Annotated in this window: 13 protein-coding genes; 10 read left to right on the top strand and 3 right to left on the bottom strand. The window is 60.5% G+C overall.

What is annotated here, in order from left to right; genetic code table 11:
- The first annotated feature begins 305 nt into the window (after positions 1-305).
- Positions 306-755, top strand: a complete 450-nt coding sequence (locus QQK16_RS03030; RefSeq protein WP_284194945.1) for a hypothetical protein — start codon at positions 306-308, stop codon at positions 753-755.
- Between the two features lie 368 nt (positions 756-1123).
- Here the strand turns inward: QQK16_RS03030 and QQK16_RS03025 are convergent, their stop codons facing one another.
- The 3 genes from QQK16_RS03025 to QQK16_RS03015 form a co-directional block, all read right to left on the bottom strand.
- Complete coding sequence (locus QQK16_RS03025; protein WP_284194944.1) at positions 1124-1693, bottom strand: YceI family protein; 570 nt, start codon at positions 1691-1693, stop codon at positions 1124-1126.
- A 76-nt stretch (positions 1694-1769) separates the two neighbouring features.
- Positions 1770-2318, bottom strand: coding sequence for a YceI family protein (locus tag QQK16_RS03020; RefSeq protein WP_284194943.1), 549 nt, complete (start codon positions 2316-2318; stop codon positions 1770-1772).
- Between the two features lie 52 nt (positions 2319-2370).
- Positions 2371-2895 (bottom strand): cytochrome b, encoded by a 525-nt coding sequence (locus QQK16_RS03015; RefSeq protein WP_284194942.1) that lies wholly within the window; start codon positions 2893-2895, stop codon positions 2371-2373.
- Positions 2896-3124: 229 nt separating this feature from the next.
- On the opposite strand from QQK16_RS03015, the gene QQK16_RS03010 reads away from it, so the two are divergent.
- From QQK16_RS03010 to QQK16_RS02970, 9 genes are all read left to right on the top strand, one after another.
- Complete coding sequence (locus QQK16_RS03010; RefSeq protein WP_284194941.1) at positions 3125-4834, top strand: Hsp70 family protein; 1710 nt, start codon at positions 3125-3127, stop codon at positions 4832-4834.
- A complete protein-coding gene (locus QQK16_RS03005; protein WP_284194940.1) occupies positions 4834-6837 on the top strand; it encodes a hypothetical protein in 2004 nt (667 codons plus the stop codon). The genes QQK16_RS03010 and QQK16_RS03005 overlap by 1 nt, the downstream gene beginning before the upstream one ends.
- A gap of 214 nt (positions 6838-7051) precedes the next feature.
- Positions 7052-7900, top strand: a complete 849-nt coding sequence (locus QQK16_RS03000; RefSeq protein ID WP_284194939.1) for a hypothetical protein — start codon at positions 7052-7054, stop codon at positions 7898-7900.
- A 156-nt stretch (positions 7901-8056) separates the two neighbouring features.
- On the top strand, positions 8057-10651 hold the full coding sequence (locus tag QQK16_RS02995; protein WP_284194938.1) for a CHASE2 domain-containing serine/threonine-protein kinase: 2595 nt from the start codon (positions 8057-8059) through the stop codon (positions 10649-10651).
- A 9-nt stretch (positions 10652-10660) separates the two neighbouring features.
- Positions 10661-11491, top strand: coding sequence for a Stp1/IreP family PP2C-type Ser/Thr phosphatase (locus tag QQK16_RS02990; protein ID WP_284194937.1), 831 nt, complete (start codon positions 10661-10663; stop codon positions 11489-11491).
- A gap of 18 nt (positions 11492-11509) precedes the next feature.
- Positions 11510-12256, top strand: a complete 747-nt coding sequence (locus QQK16_RS02985) for an FHA domain-containing protein (RefSeq protein WP_284194936.1) — start codon at positions 11510-11512, stop codon at positions 12254-12256.
- Between the two features lie 6 nt (positions 12257-12262).
- Positions 12263-14491: a CHASE2 domain-containing protein gene (locus QQK16_RS02980; protein ID WP_284194935.1), complete on the top strand. Its 2229-nt coding sequence runs from the start codon at positions 12263-12265 to the stop codon at positions 14489-14491.
- Between the two features lie 65 nt (positions 14492-14556).
- Positions 14557-15279, top strand: coding sequence for a 3',5'-cyclic-nucleotide phosphodiesterase (locus QQK16_RS02975; RefSeq protein WP_284194934.1), 723 nt, complete (start codon positions 14557-14559; stop codon positions 15277-15279).
- Between the two features lie 12 nt (positions 15280-15291).
- Complete coding sequence (locus QQK16_RS02970; RefSeq protein ID WP_284194933.1) at positions 15292-17655, top strand: ATPase, T2SS/T4P/T4SS family; 2364 nt, start codon at positions 15292-15294, stop codon at positions 17653-17655.

Raw genomic sequence — 17655 nt, 5'->3', positions numbered from 1 at the left:
GCTTAAGCTTCATGGTGGACCCCTTCTTATCTGACTAACTGGTGGTTTGACGATTTCCAGTTTGGCATTTGGATGCCGTTTCAGGAGGGGGAAGTCCATCCCATTGCCCTACACACTGGGGCAATAGACAATGTCCGTGTTACACCGTCAGGAGAGGTTTGGGTTGAGCGCCCTGACGGATCTTGGATTTATACAGGTAGCGCCGGCGACATGATTGGCGGAAGTGAGGCTGGCGGTCGCCGCAGGAAGGATCGTGAGCTTCCATGGAGGAGAGGTCGTGGTAATAAAGGGCGGAGAGATTGGTAATGAGTGAAGTACTGTCTAGCCACGATAGCATTAGGGCTCATCTTTACAGCATTCGTTTGCTTATAAGACATCCAAGGCTGTCTGTTTCCTCAATCTCGGAGGGTCTGGGGGTCAGTCCTACCCATTCTTGGGATGTAAACGATGTTAATCGACCTAGCACGATGTGGTCTCTTCAAACTTGGACAGAGGGTGAACGCTATTTCTTCGATGAAATAGGCGATGTTGTATGTTGGCTTGAGGGGAGGTTGGATTTTGTTAGGGCGGTAATTGAGAGCGGTGGCAAGGTCGATCTAATCGCTCAATTGCCTGGGTGTTTAAACATCGGGGATCTGCTATGCCCAGAAACAATGGCTCGAGCGTCGAAAATCGGCATAGCCATTGGTGTAGAGGTATTTCCAAATCTTCGTCGGGAACAAAAAGGTGTGTCAAAGCCAAAGTACAACAAATGAGAGTGAGCTTGGGCGTGGATTTCGGATACCAATCGTAACCGGGTAAACAGGTCTACAGAGGTACCGAATGCACAAAATTCCACGACAAAGCTACACCACCGAATTCAAGCAAGAAACTGTCCGCCTGGTCGAAGTTGAAGGCAAGACCCCGCTTAGTTTGCGCGCGACCTGGGCATTTCCGAACAGACACTCGACCACTGGCGCACGGCCAACAAGGTGGGGGCGCTGGTCGGTTACAGTCAAAGTTAAAGAGGATCCATTCTTCGAAGCCCCAAAAACCAAGGCGACGGATAACCGTCGCCCTGGTTTTTCCTGTCGCAGCGGTAGGCGGCGTGCGACTCGCCCCGCACCGCTGCTGTCCAATCTACTTACTTCTGCTTTTCGGCTTCGACCTGGACGGTGATCTTCACGTCGTCGCCCACGAAGGGCACGTAGGCCTTCATGCCCCAGTCGCTGCGCTTGATCACGGTGGTGACATCGGCGCCGCAGACGAAGTCCTTGCCCATGCGCATGTCGCACTTCATGGGGGTGATGTTGAGGGTGACAGGCTTGGTCACGCCCAGCATGGTGAGGTTGCCTTCGGCCTTGACGGGCTTGTCGCCTTCGAAGATGAACTTGTCGGCCTTGACTACGGCGGTGGGGAATTCGGCTACGTTGAAGAAGTCCTTGCCACGCAGGTGGTCGTCGCGCTTGCCCAGGCCGGTTTCGATGGAGCTGGCCTTGATGGTGGCTTCGAGCTTGCCGGTCTTGGCAGCACGATCCAGTTCCAGGGTGCCCTCGGTTTCCTTGAAGAAGCCACGGGTGATGGAGAAGCCCAGGTGATTGACTTCGAAGCTGGGGTAGGTGTGGGTGGTATCCAGCACGAACTTCTCAGGGGCGGCCAGGGCGGTGGCAGAGAGGGCGGTGGCGATGAGCAGGGCGGTCAACTTGGTTTGCATGGGTGAAACTCCTTGGTTTGGGTTTTAACAGGCTCTTACTGTGGGGCCAGCCGCTGGCTACCCACACGAACGATCTCTACTTTGCTACATACAGCTTGAACTTGACTTGAACGGCGTCGGCGACGGCGCCGACATCGCTCCACTCGCCTTCGCCTATCTTCCAGGCCAGGCGTGAGAGGGGGAAGCTGCCTTCGTACCAGCTGCCCTTGGCATCGGGCTTGACGGTGAAGGGGACGGTCAGGTTGGCCGTCTTGCCCTTGACCGAGAACTGGCCGGTGGCGCTGAACTTGCCGCCGCCCAGGGGCTTGAACTGGTTGGCGCTGAAGGTGGCTTTGGGGTAGCTGCTGGTGTTGAACCATTCCTTCATCTGCACGGCCTGGTTGGCATCGCTGCTGCCGGCATCGGTGGCGGCCAGGTCGACGGCGATATTGACCTTGCCGGTATCGGGCTTGGCGGTGTCGAAGGCGATGTCGGCGGAAAATTTCTTGAACTGGCCCTCTACCGGGACGTTCATCTGGGTGAATACGAACTTGACCGAGCTCTTGGCGGGATCGGCCGGGGCGGCCTGGGCCTGGCCCAGGGTGCCGGCGGCGAGCAGGGACAGGAATAGGGCGGTACGACGCATGATGGCTCCTGATAAAGCGGGGCGGTGTTGAATGGCGCTGTTCGATTGAAAATTACAGCATTCGTTTCAGCACATCATCCTTCTGGATGAAATGATGCTTCAAGGCAGCTGCAGCATGGGCCACGGCCAGTAGTACCAGGGTCCAGGCGCCGATCTTGTGCATGAACTTAATGGTGCCGGCGAGTTCCTCGTTCTTGTCCATCAGGTTGGGCAGTTCAACCAGGCCCAGCCATACGACCGGGAAGCCCTTGGCGGAGGAATACAGCCAGCCACCCAGGGGGACGGCAAACATCAGCACATAGAGCAGCATATGGGTGTAGTGGGCGACCTGTTTCTCCCATGGCTGCATCTGGGCTGGCAACTCGGGCGGGCGGTGGCTCAGGCGCCATAGCAGCCGTATGGCCACCAGCGCCAGAACGCTTATGCCCAGCCACTTGTGGTAGTTGATCAGCTTGAGCTTTTGCATGCTGAAGCCTTCCATGCTGTCGGTAGTCAGCCCCAGGGCGAAGGCGGCGATGATGCCGAGCGCGACCAGCCAGTGCAGCAGGCGGGCGGGTAGGGTGTATTTGATGGTCATGTTGTCTGCCTTTCCCGGTACGTGGCCGTTATCGGATTTGATCAACGGCTTCGTTGTTGATGTGCATTATTCCGCCGAGTTCCAAGCAGGGATAGCGGAGCTTTTTAAAGATTTCATTCAGAAAATGCGAACAAGGTGTGGCGCGTACGACTTCTCTGCGCCGTATTGCGGCCCCCTGACGTAAAATAGTCGCTTTATTTTTTGGCGTAGGCCATAAGCGGCATTAGTCATGATTATCGGTATTGACCTGGGTACGACCAATAGCCTTGTTGCGGTCTGGCGTGATGGCCAGGCAGAGATGATTCCCAATGCGCTGGGCCATGCCCTGACACCGTCTGTGGTGGGGCTGGATGACAGCGGTGCGGTGTTGGTGGGGTTGGCTGCGCGTGAGCGACTGATTACCCATCCGCAGCTGACGACGGCAGTGTTCAAGCGCTATATGGGCTCTGACCGGCAGACGCGGCTGGGCACCCAGCTGTTCCGGCCGGAGGAGCTGTCTGCGCTGGTACTGAAATCGCTCAAGGCTGATGCGGAGCGCTATCTGGGCGAGGCGGTGACCGAGGCGGTGATTACCGTGCCGGCCTATTTCAGTGACGCCCAGCGCAAGGCCACCAAGATAGCGGGCCAACTGGCCGGGCTGAAGGTGGAGCGGCTGGTGAACGAGCCGACGGCGGCGGCGCTGGCCTATGGCCTGCACCAGAACGAGCCGGAAAGCCGCTTCCTGGTGTTTGACCTGGGCGGTGGGACATTCGATATCTCCATCCTTGAGTTGTTTGAGGGGGTGATGGAGGTGCGCGCCAGCGCGGGGGACAATTTCCTGGGCGGCGAGGATTTCAGCGAGGCGCTGATAGACGGGTTTATCGAGGCGGTGGGCAAGCAGCACGGGCTGACCGACAAAGAGGCCGACCCCGTGGTCTATCAGGCGCTACGCAAGCAGGCCGAGCAGGCCAAGCGGGGCCTGAGCGGGACGGCCGAGGTGGCGATGGAGCTGCGCTACCAGGAGCAGAGCCTGCGCTGGGCGATAGGCGAGGAGGCCTTTCTCAAGCTGTGCGAGCCCCTGCTGAAACGGCTGCGCGAGCCGATTGAGAAGGCCTTGCGCGATGCCCGCCTGAAGGCCATAGACCTGGACCAGATCGTATTGGCTGGCGGGGCGACCCGCATGCCAGCGGTGCGCAAGCTGGTGGCCAAGCTGTTCGGCCGCATGCCGGCCATGAACCTGAACCCGGACGAAGTGGTGGCGCGTGGTGCGGCGGTGATGGCCGGGCTGAAGGCACGCGATGAGACCCTCAATGAAGTGGTGATGACCGATGTCTGCCCTTATTCGCAGGGTATCGAGGTAAGCGAGCAGATTGCGACCGGGCGCTTCCAGCCGGGTTTTTACCTGCCCATCATCGAGCGCAATTCGGTGGTGCCCATCTCGCGCGAGCAGGTGGTGAGTACCATCGTCGATAACCAGATGGCGCTGCATGTCAGTGTCTACCAGGGTGAGAGCCGGCTGGTGAAGGACAATATCTTCCTGGGCGAGATCACCATACCCGTGCCGCCCCGGCCGGCGGGGCAGATCAGTGTGTCGGTGCGGTTCACCTATGACGTCAACGGTTTGCTGGAAGCGGAGATGACGGTGGCCGAGACGGGCGAGAAGCACAGGCTGATCATCGAAGAGAACCCTGGTGTGCTGACACCGGCGGAGATAGAAGAAAAGCTGGCGGCCCTGGCCAAACTGAAGATACACCCGCGTGAACTGCTGCCCAATGCGCAGCTGATGGCGCGGGCAGACCGAATGTTCCAGCAAGCGCTGGGTGAGGAGCGGCAGTGGATCGCGCAGGCGACGGCGCGGTTCCAGTCCATGCTGGAGAGCCAGGAAGAAAACACGATCAAGCAGGGGCGCGATGAGTTGAAGACGCTGCTGGACCAGCTTGAAGGCGAAGGCTGGCTCTGATGCCGTGGGATGTACTGGGCCTGGCCGAAACCACCGATGAGCGTGCCATACGGCGCGCCTATGCGGCCAGGCTGAAGCAGACCCGGCCGGAGGACGATGCTGCCGGTTTTGTGCGGCTGCGCGAGGCCTATGAGCATGCGCTGGGATGGTCGCGCTGGCAGGCCATGCAGGCGCAAGGCGGCGAGGCGGTGGCCGCGCCTGAGGGCGAGGTCTCGGCAACGGTGGTGCCAGGCGCATTGGCGCCGGCCGATGAGCTGCACGCCAGTACGGCGTCGCCGGCTGCAGCAGTATCCGCCATGGCAGAGACACGGGTGGAGATGCCCGCGCAGCCGACTGTACGTACTGTTTGGCAGCGTGATGCTGGCGCCCCACGTGATCAGGCCCGCGAGGCCTTGCGGCAGGTGGCATTTGACCGGGACATGGGCGATGAGCAGGTGCTGGGGCTGGCCGAGGAGTACGGCTGGCTGGGTGAGGCGCCTCGTACGGGTGACGCGCCCATGGAGTGGCTGGCCAGAGCGCGGTCGCGTTGCGCTTACATCCACGCCCAGAAGGCGGTAAAGCTGATTGCGGCGGCACTGGAGGAGAGTGAGTCGCGGGCGGTGGCGCGGTTTGAACTGATCGTGCGGGCATCGCGGTGGGAATCGCTGGATGGGCGCGACATGCTCAAGCAGGTGCTGGCCAATTGGCTGCGCGGCAGGGCAGAGCCGCCCATGCTGTTGCTGCGGGCGGTTATTGACTGGGCCGGCTGGCTTGATGATTTCCACAGCTCTGCGCCCACCATGGCACCCGATGAGATGATGCTGTGCCTGCTGTCTGAGCTGGTGGCGCTGCCTGGACAGACGGTAGCGCCAGCTGGCCTGTTGGCCAAGCTAGAGCGGCTGTGCCATGCCGCTTTCGCACAGGAGCTGGACCCGGAGTCCTTGCTGCTCACGGCCAGGGAGGACTGCTGGCTTGATCCGCAGGCCGATTGGACGGGCTGGCCGCAAAGCTGGCTGAGCCGTGCGGGTGGCCGGGTTTACCAGCTGTGCGCGCAGCGCATGCAGCAGGCCCTGGAGGCAGCCGACCGGCAGGATGAGGTCGCGCGCATGGCGGCCTTGCGGGCGGGTTTTGATGATCCGGCCTGGGTGGACGGGGCGGCCCGGCATGCCATGGCTGAGCGGCTGGCGACATTGTGGCAGGAGGAGTCGGAAAAGCATTTGCTGCTATGGGGCGCGCTGGCGCGCTGGGCTGGCTGGCAGGATGCCGATGGCCAAAGCTGCGAGGGCCTCAGTGGTGCGGCGGCTTGGCTGTGTGGACAGCTGGACCAAGAGCGGGTCTGGCAGCGTTGGTGCGAAATGGCGGCCGCAGGGGCGCGGCAGACGGATACCGATGCGGCGGCGCTGCATGCGCTGCTGCAGCCCATGCCTGCCTGGCGCCAGCACTGGCTGGCAGGGCGCTTCCCGCTGCAGTTGCGGGTGCGGCATGTGTTGGCCTATGTCGAACAGCATTGGCCGGCCTTGTTTGCGCGTATTGCCCCCGAGCGGGTGACTTTCTGGCGACGTGACCGGCTGAGCTTGCAGGGGGGCTGGTGGCATGGGCTGGTCGCCTGCTGGCTGCCCGCGATACTGCCGGCAATAGGTATCCTTACCCAGGAGGAGCTGGCGCTGGCTTGGCGGGTGCTGCTCTGGTTGGCCACCATGTTTGTACTGCCGGCGGCGCTGGTATTGTCTGTTGCTGCCGTGCAGAAGGGCTGGCGCAGGCTGACGGGCTTGCATCGCCAGCCTGAGCGGCAGGATGTGTTGGCGCGTGCTGCCCGCAATGGCTTCGGCCCGTTGTCGGTCTTGGCGTGCGCCTTGCTGGCGACCTTTGTCGGTACGGCCAGCCTGGCGATCATGGAGATCGAGAGCTGGCTGGCGCTGGCGTTTGCCATGCTGGCATTTGCTGCGACGCTATGGTTTTGGCTGGAGCATCAGGCCGGCAAGCCTGCTGCCGCTCCGGATGAGGGCGGTGTCGCAGATCGCTGACGGTATCCGCCCGGGGCGCGGTTTGTACCTTATGCTTGTGGCTTGCATGGGCAGCGACCTGGCGAGCCGAGGTGTGGCGCACAGGCCTTGAACTGGCGACCGGTCGCTGCAAATAAAGTACTGCTGGCCGCGCTTGCGTGGGCGCACCACCTGCTTTTCTGAACCGAACCCCATTGCGCCGGAGAGCCGGCGGCAGTGCTGAAAGCCGAATGCCATGTCTGATATGAACTGCTGGGACCGCCTGGGGCTGGCGCCTACGCCTGATGAGCGCGAGATCAAGCGTACCTATGCCCGCCTGCTCAAGGCCACCCGGCCGGAGGAGAATCCGGAGGGGTTTCAGGCGCTGCGCCTGGCATTTGAGGAGGCCATGTGGCAGTCGTCGGAGATGAGCCGTACCCCGCCGCAGCCGGTGGTGCCGCCTGATAGCGAGCGCGACCCGCGCGAGGTGGAGGCGGAGGCGCTGCTGCGGCCGCATATCGAGAAACTGGCGGAGTTGAACGAACAGGGCACGGAGGAGGAGGCCATGGCCAAGCTTGATGCCGTGCTGGATGCCTTTGAACTGCGCGACGCAGGCGCGCGCGATCCCTTGCTGTGGCAGCTGTTTGAAGACGGCATGCTGTGGGTATGCTGCGACATTGCCGCCAACCATGATGCCTTCCTGCGCGCCGGGGTGGACCTGTTCGGCTGGATGGAGCCCGATAGCTGGTTGCGGCAGCGCGACCCCAAAACCGTGGAGTGGCTGGGGCTGCGCTTACATGAGGCCGATGCCCTGGAAGCCGTGGATGAATTGTTAGCGCTGCTGGATGAGGGCGAAGAACGGCAGGCCATGGTGGAGCTGGCGCGCTTGGCCGAGGCGGAAGTACTGATCAATGTGGACGTGCGGCACCTGTTCGAGGCGGAGCTGATGGTCAGTCTGTCGGAGTATGACAACATGCCCCTGCAGTTTGCCGGTGCGGCCCTGACCTTGTTCGGCTGGCGCCGTGACCACCGCCATCTGGAAGAGTATCACCCTGATGCATGGCGGGAATTTGGCCGCAAGATCAAGCCGCTGATCGCGTTTTGACACCGTTTACGCCGCCTTTTGCGCGCGGTAACCGCTGATGAAGTTGTCTGCAAGCCGACTTTTTACCCCGCGAAAATGGCTTGGAGGCTGGCGTTGCGCGCCTTTGCCATCTAATCTTCCTACAGCCCGAAAAAGTAACTGGGCCAGGGAGAAATAATGAAGCGTGCTTTTTGGAAGGCTGACTGGTTTGTCGGCATCGTGGTCGTGGTGGTTTTTGCCATCGCCGGTATAGGCACCAATGTGCTGGCCGGGCTGGAGCGCAAGGCCTACGACACCGGTGTGGGCATGACCAGCCGTACCCCAAACGACCGTATTGCCGTGATTGCGATAGACCAGCAGAGCCTCGACAACATAGGCCGCTGGCCCTGGTCGCGCGATGTCCATGCCGATTTCATCAACAAGCTGGCAGCGGCCAAGCCCAAGGTGATCACCAGCACGGTGTTCTACACCGAGCCGCAGCAGGACAAAGGGGCCGATTACCTCAAGCAATTGCTCGACATCTATCGCAAGCAGCATGGCGACGCTGCTGCTGCTGCTGCTGCTGCCGCTGCGGCGGCACAGCCGACCATCGCTGCCGACGGCACTGTGATACCGGCCGAGCCTGTGGCGGCGGCGCCGGACAAGTTTGGCGCCTTGCTGGAGGGTGCAGTCAGCCAGCTGGATTTCGACAAACAGCTGGCTGATAGCGTGGGCAAGGCGGGCAATGTGTTGCTGCCTATGTTGCTGGAGCTGGGTGAGCCGGTAGGAAACCCCGAGGAAGAAACCCCGGCTTATGTCTTGAAGAACGAGGTGGGTGTAGCCGGTGACCCCTCGTCTGGCTGGCCAATTCCGACCATGTATATGGTGCCACCCATTTCCCGCATAGGAGAAAAGGCTGCTGGCGTGGGGCATTTGACCGTGCGGCCCGATGCCGCCGATGGCGTGGTACGCGAGGAACCGCTGGTACTGCGTTATTACGATGAGATCTACCCTTCCCTATCGTTGCTGACGGCAGCCAAGAGTTTGAACCTGGCGCCCAAGCAGGTGACGGTGAACCTGGGCGAGTCGGTGCAACTGGGCGGCATCAATATCAAGACCCAGTCGTATTCCACCTTCCTGACCTATTACTACCCGGATGTGGATGGCCGCTCGGCGATACCCGTGGACTCTTTCTACGATGTAGCCAGTGGCAAGATTCCGTTCGCCAAGTACAAAGACAAGATCGTACTGATCGGGCCGACGGCACCGGGCCTGGGTACTACCATGGTGACGCCCATCTCTTCTGGTACGCCACCTGTGCTGTCTTTGGCACACAATGTTTCCAGCATTCTGCAGCAGGATTATTTCTCTTCACCCGGTTGGAGCGTGTGGGTGCAGCTGGGGCTGTGCCTGCTGGTGGCAGCCTACCTGATCGCACTGCTGCCGCGCCTGGGGGCGGGGGCTGCTGCCATGGTGACGGGCGGCCTGTTCGTGGTGCTGGTAGTCGCGCATTTTGTCCTGATGACCACCCAGCTGTTGTGGCTGCCTATGATGACGCCGGCCGCGTTACTGATCGTCGGGCATCTGGTGCTGACTACCAAGCGATTCTTGATGACCGAACGCCGCAGCGAGGCATCCGAGCTGTCGGCGGCGGAGTCCAATCGTATGCTGGGCCTGGCTTTTCAGACTCAAGGCCAGCTGGATATGGCTTTTGACAAGTTCCGCAAGATTCCCATGGACGACACCATGATGGATACCTTGTACAACCTGGCGCTGGATTTTGAGCGCAAGCGCCAGTTCAACAAGGCGGAGTCGGTATATCGGCATATGGCCGGTTTCAACCCCAAGTTCAAGGATCTGGACCAGAAGCTGAACCGTGCCAAGCAGATGGCCGAAACGGTGATACTGGGCGGTGCGGGCAACCGCAGCAATGCCAGCACCCTGATACTCGATGGTGGCGCTGTAGAGAAGCCCATGCTGGGCCGCTACCAAGTAGAGAAGGAACTGGGTAAGGGCGCCATGGGCGTGGTCTATCTGGGACGCGACCCCAAGATAGGCCGGGTGGTGGCCATCAAGACCATGGCCTTGAGCCAGGAGTTCGAGGCGGATGAGTTGGAGGAGGCGCGCAGCCGATTCTTCCGTGAGGCCGAGACAGCCGGGCGGCTGAACCACCCCAATATCGTGACCATCTACGATGCGGGTGAGGAGCATGACCTGGCCTATATCGCCATGGAGTTCCTCAAGGGCAAGGACCTGGCCCCGCATACCAAGGCCGGTCAACTGCTGCCGGTGGCGGATGTGGTCAATATCGCCATCCAGACTGCCGAGGCGCTGGACTATGCCCACAAGCAGCATGTGGCGCATCGGGATATCAAGCCTGCCAATATCATGTATGAGATGGACACCAAGATCGTCAAGGTGACCGACTTCGGCATTGCCCGTATTACGGATTCCAGCAAGACCAAGACCGGGATGGTGCTGGGTACGCCCAGCTATATGTCGCCGGAGCAGCTGAGCGGCAAGAAGGTGGATGGTCGCTCCGACTTGTTCAGCCTGGGGGTGATGCTGTATCAGATGACGGTCGGCACACTGCCGTTCAAGGGAGAATCCATGGCGGAGCTGATGTTCCGTATTGCCAATGAGCCGTACACCAACCCCAGGGAACTCAACCCCAACCTGCCTGCCAGCGTCGTGGCGGTGATCGATCGCGCCTTGAAGAAGAACGCGGACGAGCGCTTCCAGACCGGGGCGGAATTCGCCGAAGCGCTCAAGCAGTGCGCGGCTGGACTGTAAGGGGTTGCCATGAAGACACTTGCACACGCAATTGAGATGTATGGGCTGACCGACGCCGGCATGGTGCGCAGCCACAATGAAGACGCAATCGTGTTTGACGCTGACAGTGGCCTGGCCATATTGGCCGACGGCATGGGGGGCTATAACGCGGGTGAGGTGGCCAGCGGCATTGCCACCACCTTGCTGGCCCAGGGCGTCAAGGCGGCCATCGAGGTGGTGCCGCCCCATGCACCGGAGGCGCTCAGCGGCAAGTCTGCCGCCCATCGCATCCTGCGTCTGGAAATCGAAAAGGCTAACCTGGCGATCTTCCAGACTGCACAGAGCCAGCCACAGTGCGCAGGGATGGGCACCACGCTGGTATCAGCCTTGTTCTACGATAACCGTATGACCTCGGCCCATGTGGGTGATTCGCGCTTGTACCGTCTGCGCGGCGCAGAGTTCGGCCCGCTGACCCGCGACCATTCGCTGCTACAGGAGCAACTGGATAATGGCCTGATTACGCCCGATGAGGCGCGCCGATCCCAGAACAAGAATCTGGTGACGCGTGCGGTCGGCATCGATCCACAGTTGGACCCGGAATTGAATGATTTCGAGGTGCAGGTTGGCGATGTTTACCTGCTTTGTTCGGACGGTCTTAACGACATGGTGGATGATGCCGACATTGGTGCGGTGCTGAGTACCGTGTCGGGCAATTTACCGCTGGCGGCCGAGCAATTGATACAGATGGCTAATGACAACGGCGGACGCGATAATGTTTCCGTGATATTGATCCGTATTAATCGTAGTTTTGCCGCCGAACGCAGTCTGTGGGCTCGCCTGTTTGGCTGGCTGGCAGGCTGACATAAGAGGACTAAGCAGATGGCCAAACTGATTTTGAGTCTCGATGGCATGGTGCTACGCGAGTTCAAGCTGGAAAAGAACACGGTGACCATAGGTCGTAAACCCCATAACGATCTGCAGATCGACAATCTTGCGGTGTCGGGCGAGCACGCCCGGCTGAGCATGATAGGGGCAGATGTGTTTCTGGAGGACCTGGATAGCACCAATGGCACTCAGGTGAACGGCCAGCCAGTCAAGCGGCAGTTGCTGCAGGATGGGGACCTGGTGGAGTTGGGCAAGTACAAGCTCAAGTTCATGGCCGAGGGGGCTGCCAAGGCTGCCGCTGGCGCGCCGCAGGAAGATTTTGAGAAGACCATGGTGATACGGCCGGGCGGGGTGAAACCCACGGCGCCGGCGGCGCCACCGGCTGCCACACCGGGTGCGACGCCTAGCTATCGCGCTGGCGATACGGTGATGGAGCTGCCGCCCGCCGCAACGCCTACTGCTGCACCCGCTGCCGAGGCGCGGGCTGCTGGCATCAAGGTGCTGAGCGGCGCCAATGCCGGCAAGGCACTGGACCTGGTGAAGAACCTGACCTCGCTGGGCAAGCCAGGCGTGCAGGTGGCCATCATTACCAAGCGGCCCACCGGCTATTTCATTACTCATGTGGAAGGCCCCAGCCGACCGCTGGTGAACGGGCGGCAGATCGGGGTGCAGGCGGAAGAGCTGAGCGACCGGGATGTGATCGAGCTGGCTGGTGTGAAGATGGAGTTCTTCTACAAGTAAGGCGCCATGAAAACGCTGCGTAAATACTGGCTGCAACTCGCCCTGAGCCTGCTGGTACTGATCTACTTCATGGGCTATGCCGCCAGCTTCTGGCGGCCAAGGCTGGTGGAGCAGATGGATTTGTGGCTCTACGATGCCCGCGTGGTGCTGACCATGCCGGGTGGCGTAGACCCGCGCGTGGTGGTGGTGGACCTGGACGAGAAGAGCCTGGCCGAAGTAGGGCGCTGGCCCTGGCCCCGCAACACCGTGGCGCAGTTGGTGGACAAGTTGACGGGGGACTACAAGGCCGCGGCGGTGGGCTTTGACATTGTGTTTGCTGAGAAGGACGAGAGCTCGGGCCTGCCGGTGTTGAAGCGGCTGGCCGAGACCGAGTTCAAGGGTGACGATAACTTCAGGCTCAAGCTGAGCGAGCTGGAAGGCAGGCTGGATTACGACAGCCTGTTTGCCGCCAGCCTCAAGGACAAGCCGGTGGTGCTGGGCTATTACTTCAGCTTTGAAGATGGCGCCCGCAAGGCGGGGCAGCTACCCAAGCCGGTACTGCCTGCTGGCATGTTCAAGGGACGCAATGTCAACCCTATACCGGCGCCGGGATATGGTGCCAATCTGCCCGTATTGATGCAGCAGGCGACCTTGGCCGGGCATTTCAATCCGCTGCCGGATTCTGATGGTGTGACGCGCAGGGTGGCCATGCTGGTCGAGCACGAGGGCAAGTATTATGAGTCGCTCTCGCTGGCCATGGTACGGGCGTATCTGAGCTTCCCCGAGATTGTGCCGCTGTATGGCACGGACTCCTGGCTGAGCTCCTATCAGCCGCTGGAGGGCCTGAAGATCAACCATCTGACCGTGCCGGTGGATCAGTCGGTACGCGCGCTGGTGCCCTATCGTGGCGGGCAGCGCAGCTTCAAGTACATATCGGCTGCCGATGTGCTTAATGGCAAGGCTGATGTCGACGCCATTTCTGGCCGCCTGGTATTGGTGGGCACCACCGCCCCCGGCCTGCTGGATTTGCGGGTGGCGCCGGTGGAGTCGGTCTACCCGGGGGTAGAGGTGCATGCCAACCTGATAGCTAGCCTGCTGGACAACACCCTACCAGCCAAGCCGGATTATCTGATCGGAGCTGAGATGGTCTTGCTGCTGCTGGTGGGCGGGACCCTGATGCTGGCCCTGGTCAAGCTCAATCCGTTGCCGGGTACGGTGGTGACGGCAGCCTTGGCCGTGCTGGTTGTCGTGGGCGATTTCGCACTGTGGAAGTACTCCCAGCTGGATCTGCCGCTGGCATCGTTGCTGTTGAGCATCATGCTGCTGTATGCGATCTCCATGTCGTATGGTTACTTCTTTGAATCGCGCAACAAGAAGCAGATGGCCAGCTTGTTTGGCCAGTATGTGCCGCCCGAGCTGGTGGCCAAGATGAGCGAGCAGCCTGAGAAGTATTCGATGGAGGGGCAAAGCCGCGAGCTGACGGTGCTGTTCTCGGACGTGCGCAGTTTCACCACCATTTCGGAGAGCATGGACCCGAAGGAGCTGACGCGGTTCATGAATGAGTTCCTGACCACGCTGTCGGATGTGATACGGACCCAGTATCTGGGCACCATCGACAAATACATGGGCGATTGTGTGATGGCCTTCTGGGGCGCGCCCATCCATGACCCTGACCATGCACGCAATGCGGTGCTGGCCGGTCTGGAAATGCAGCGTGCCATGGCGGCGCTAGGGCCCAAGATGCGCGAGAAGGGCTGGCCCGAGATCCATATCGGGGTGGGCGTCAATACTGGCCGCATGACGGTGGGCGATATGGGCTCGCAGATACGCAAGGCCTATACGGTGATGGGCGATGCGGTCAACCTGGCCTCCCGGCTGGAGGGCATTACCAAGCAGTATGGCGTGGGAATGATCGTGGGTGAGCAAACCCATGAGGCAGTCAGGGATGGCATCGTGTTCCGGGAACTGGACCGGGTAAGGGTGAAGGGCAAGGATGAGCCCGTCACCATCTACGAGCCACTGGGCACGGTGGAGGCGGTCGACAAGGCGTTGAAGAAGGAAGTCGAGCTGTTCCACAGCACCCTCAAGCACTATCGCGGCCAGAACTGGGACTTGGCTGAGATGCAGCTGATCAACCTGAAGAACCAGCGACCGGACTGTAAGCTATACCAGGTTTATCTGGACCGTATTGCGCACTTCCGCAAGTCACCGCCGCCCGCCGACTGGGATGGTGTGTATGAGTTTGATACCAAGTAGCCGTCGGCAAGGATAAGAGGATGCGTCTCAAGGTGCTCGGTTGCAGTGGCGGAATAGGCGGTGGCATGCGTACCACCGCCTTTCTGGTCGGCCGCCATACGCTGATCGATGCGGGGACGGGGGTGGGCGACCTGTCGGTGGCTGAGTTGAGCCAGATAGACCGGGTGTTCCTGACGCATTCCCATCTGGACCATATTGCCATGCTGCCTTTGCTGGTGGATACCGTGGGCGCCATGCGCGACAAGCCGCTGGATGTGTATGCCAGCCGGGCCACCCTGGATATCTTGTCTGCCCATGTATTCAATTGGCGGGTTTGGCCGGATTTCCGGGAAATACCCAATAAGGCGGCGCCCTTCCTGCGTTTTGTCCAGTTTGAGCAGGGGGAGACGGTGATGCCGGAACCGGGGCTGAGCGTGACCGCCCTGCCTGCCCTGCATACGGTACCGGCCGTGGGCTATCAGCTGGATTCGGGGAAGCATAGCCTGGTGTTTACCGGGGATACCACGATCAACGATGCGTTCTGGCCGGTGATCAATGCTATCGAGAATCTTAAGACGCTGATCATAGAAACGGCGTTCTGCAATCGTGAGCGCGCCCTGGCCGAGGCATCGCGCCATCTTTGCCCTGCCATGCTGGCCACCGAACTGGCCAAGCTGAACCGCCCGGCTGAAATCTTCATTACCCATTTGAAACCGGGGGAAATTGAACTGACCATGCAGGAAATCGGGGAGGACGCGGCCAGCTTCCGTCCCAAGATGCTCAAGAATGGGCAGATGCTCGACTTCTGATCGCCAAAGACCATGAACCAGCCAGCTGCAGCCCCGGAACTCAATATCGAACTGCAATTCATCCGTGATTTGCAGGCGGTGACTAACAAGATACATGCCACCAGCAATGTGGACGAAATCATGCTGGAGGTCAGTCAGTCCATCTGCGAGCTGTTCAATGCAGACCGGCTGACGATCTATGTGCTCAACGATGAGCAGAATGCCATCGTGTCCAAGGTCAAGATCGGGCTGAATTCCTTCAAGGATCTGAAGCTGCCGATTACCGAGCAGAGCGTGGCCGGTTATGTGGCCATGAGCAAGAAGCTGGTGAACATCAAGGATGTCTACGATGTGAATGAGCTCAAGGCTATCCACCCCCAGCTGACCTTCTTGCAGGAGGTGGACAAGCGTACCGGCTACCGCACCAAGCAGATGATGGTGGCACCCATAGTCGAGGAAAAGAGCGGTGGCCTGATCGGCGTGGTGCAACTGATCAACAACCGAGCCGGGCGTCCGTTTCCGGGCCTCACAGAGAAGGGGGCGGTTGAACTGTGCAAGACGCTGGCCATCGCCCTGAAGCAGCGCCAGCATGGCGGCCCCTTTGTGGCGCGCACCAAGTATGACTACCTGGTGCTCGATGGGGTGCTGTCTGCCACTGAGCTGGAACTGGCCATCAAAGGGGCCCGTGAGCATGGCACCGAGATAGAGGACATCCTGCTGAAGGAGTTCAAGGTCAATGCTGCCCAGGTGGGAGCTTCGCTGGCCCGCTTCTTTGGGGTGGAGTACGAGCCATTCAAGCCCGACCGCATCAAGCCCCTTGATCTAGTCAAGAGCGTGAAGCGCGACTTTGCCGAGATGGCGCAGTGGCTGCCGGTGGAGGAAGGCAAGGATGGTGTGATGATTATCACGCCGGACCCTGAGAAGGTGCGCAGCAGCGGCATGGCCGGGCAGGTGTTTCCCGGCAAGAAGCTGATCTACCGGGTCTGCAGCCTGCGAGAGTTTGGCCAGTCGCTGGATCTGTTCTTTGGCTCGAACTCTGCCATGGACGGCAGTTCCATCGGTGATCTGCTCTCGGGTTTGTCCGAGGACTCCGATGAAGTGGAGGGGGTGAGCAGCGAGGCGCTGTCACTGGCGCAGGACAATGAGCTGGTCAAGCTGGTCAACAAGGTCATTGTGGATGCCTACCAGCAGGGGGCGTCCGATATCCATATCGAACCCTTTCCTGGCAAGGGCAAGACCGAGATACGGTTTCGCAAGGACGGCTCCTTGCAGCCCTATATCGAGGTGCCTTCGGCCTATCGTGACCCTATTGTCACCCGGCTCAAGATCATGTGCGACCTGGATATCTCGGAGCGCCGCAAGCCACAGGATGGCAAGATCAAGTTCAAGAAGTACGGGCCGCTGGATATCGAGCTGCGGGTGGCGACTGTGCCGACGGCGGGCGGCATGGAAGATGTGGTCATGCGTATCCTGGCTTCGGGTGAGCCCTTGCCGCTGGACAAGATGGGTTTCAGCAAGCGCAATGACGAGACCCTGCGCAAGGTTATTTCCAAGCCCTATGGCCTGTTCTTTGTTTGCGGCCCGACCGGCTCGGGCAAAACGACCACCCTGCACTCGGTGCTCAAACACCTGAATACCTCTGAGACCAAGATCTGGACGGCGGAAGACCCGGTGGAAATTACCCAGAAGGGCTTGCGGCAGGTGCAGATGAATCCCAAGGCGGGATTGACCTTTGCCGTTGCCATGAAGGCCTTCTTGCGGGCGGACCCCGACATCATCATGGTGGGGGAAATGCGGGACAAGGAAACCACCAGCACCGGCATTGAAGCCTCGCTGACCGGCCACCTGGTGTTGGCCACCCTGCATACCAATTCGGCGCCGGAGTCCATCATCCGCTTGCTGGACATGGGGATGGATCCGTTCAACTTCTCTGACGCGTTGCTGGGGATTCTGGCCCAGCGCCTGGCCAAGCGTCTGTGCGCCAAATGCAAGCAAGCCTACCAGCCTGATGATGCCGAGCTGAAGCTGATACTGGCCGAGTATGCGGAGGAACTGAAGAACACGGCCAGCTGGGCCAAAGACCCTGCCGCTGCCCAGAAGGCCCTGATGGACGAATGGCGGCGCGATTTTGCGGGCAAGGATGGCAAGTTCACCCTGTACAAGCCGGTGGGCTGTGAGGCTTGCAACGGCACAGGCTACAAGGGGCGTGTGGGCTTGCACGAATTGCTGGTGGGCACCGACGCTGTGAAGAAGCGCATACAGGAGCATGCGCGCGTGGCCGAGCTGCTCGCCGTGGCCTTGGATGAAGGCATGCGTACCCTGAAGCAGGATGGCATAGAAAAGGTATTGCAGGGCGTGACGGATTTGCACCAGGTGCGGGCGGTCTGCATCAAGTGA

The organism is Chitinimonas prasina, assembly GCF_030160395.1.
Lineage (GTDB): Bacteria > Pseudomonadota > Gammaproteobacteria > Burkholderiales > Chitinimonadaceae > Chitinimonas > Chitinimonas prasina.
Note: the sequence above shows the minus strand (reverse complement) of the source record. Positions and strands in the feature narration are given on the sequence as shown.

Bases quoted from the DNA above. Each gene is read 5' to 3' on its own strand.
- QQK16_RS03030 (WP_284194945.1), top strand. From the start codon at position 306: ATGAGTGAAGTACTGTCTAGCCACGATAGCATTAGGGCTCATCTTTAC.
- QQK16_RS03025 (WP_284194944.1), bottom strand. From the start codon at position 1,693: ATGCAAACCAAGTTGACCGCCCTGCTCATCGCCACCGCCCTCTCTGCC.
- QQK16_RS03020 (WP_284194943.1), bottom strand. From the start codon at position 2,318: ATGCGTCGTACCGCCCTATTCCTGTCCCTGCTCGCCGCCGGCACCCTG.
- QQK16_RS03015 (WP_284194942.1), bottom strand. From the start codon at position 2,895: ATGACCATCAAATACACCCTACCCGCCCGCCTGCTGCACTGGCTGGTC.
- QQK16_RS03010 (WP_284194941.1), top strand. From the start codon at position 3,125: ATGATTATCGGTATTGACCTGGGTACGACCAATAGCCTTGTTGCGGTC.
- QQK16_RS03005 (WP_284194940.1), top strand. From the start codon at position 4,834: ATGCCGTGGGATGTACTGGGCCTGGCCGAAACCACCGATGAGCGTGCC.
- QQK16_RS03000 (WP_284194939.1), top strand. From the start codon at position 7,052: ATGTCTGATATGAACTGCTGGGACCGCCTGGGGCTGGCGCCTACGCCT.
- QQK16_RS02995 (WP_284194938.1), top strand. From the start codon at position 8,057: ATGAAGCGTGCTTTTTGGAAGGCTGACTGGTTTGTCGGCATCGTGGTC.
- QQK16_RS02990 (WP_284194937.1), top strand. From the start codon at position 10,661: ATGAAGACACTTGCACACGCAATTGAGATGTATGGGCTGACCGACGCC.
- QQK16_RS02985 (WP_284194936.1), top strand. From the start codon at position 11,510: ATGGCCAAACTGATTTTGAGTCTCGATGGCATGGTGCTACGCGAGTTC.
- QQK16_RS02980 (WP_284194935.1), top strand. From the start codon at position 12,263: ATGAAAACGCTGCGTAAATACTGGCTGCAACTCGCCCTGAGCCTGCTG.
- QQK16_RS02975 (WP_284194934.1), top strand. From the start codon at position 14,557: ATGCGTACCACCGCCTTTCTGGTCGGCCGCCATACGCTGATCGATGCG.
- QQK16_RS02970 (WP_284194933.1), top strand. From the start codon at position 15,292: ATGAACCAGCCAGCTGCAGCCCCGGAACTCAATATCGAACTGCAATTC.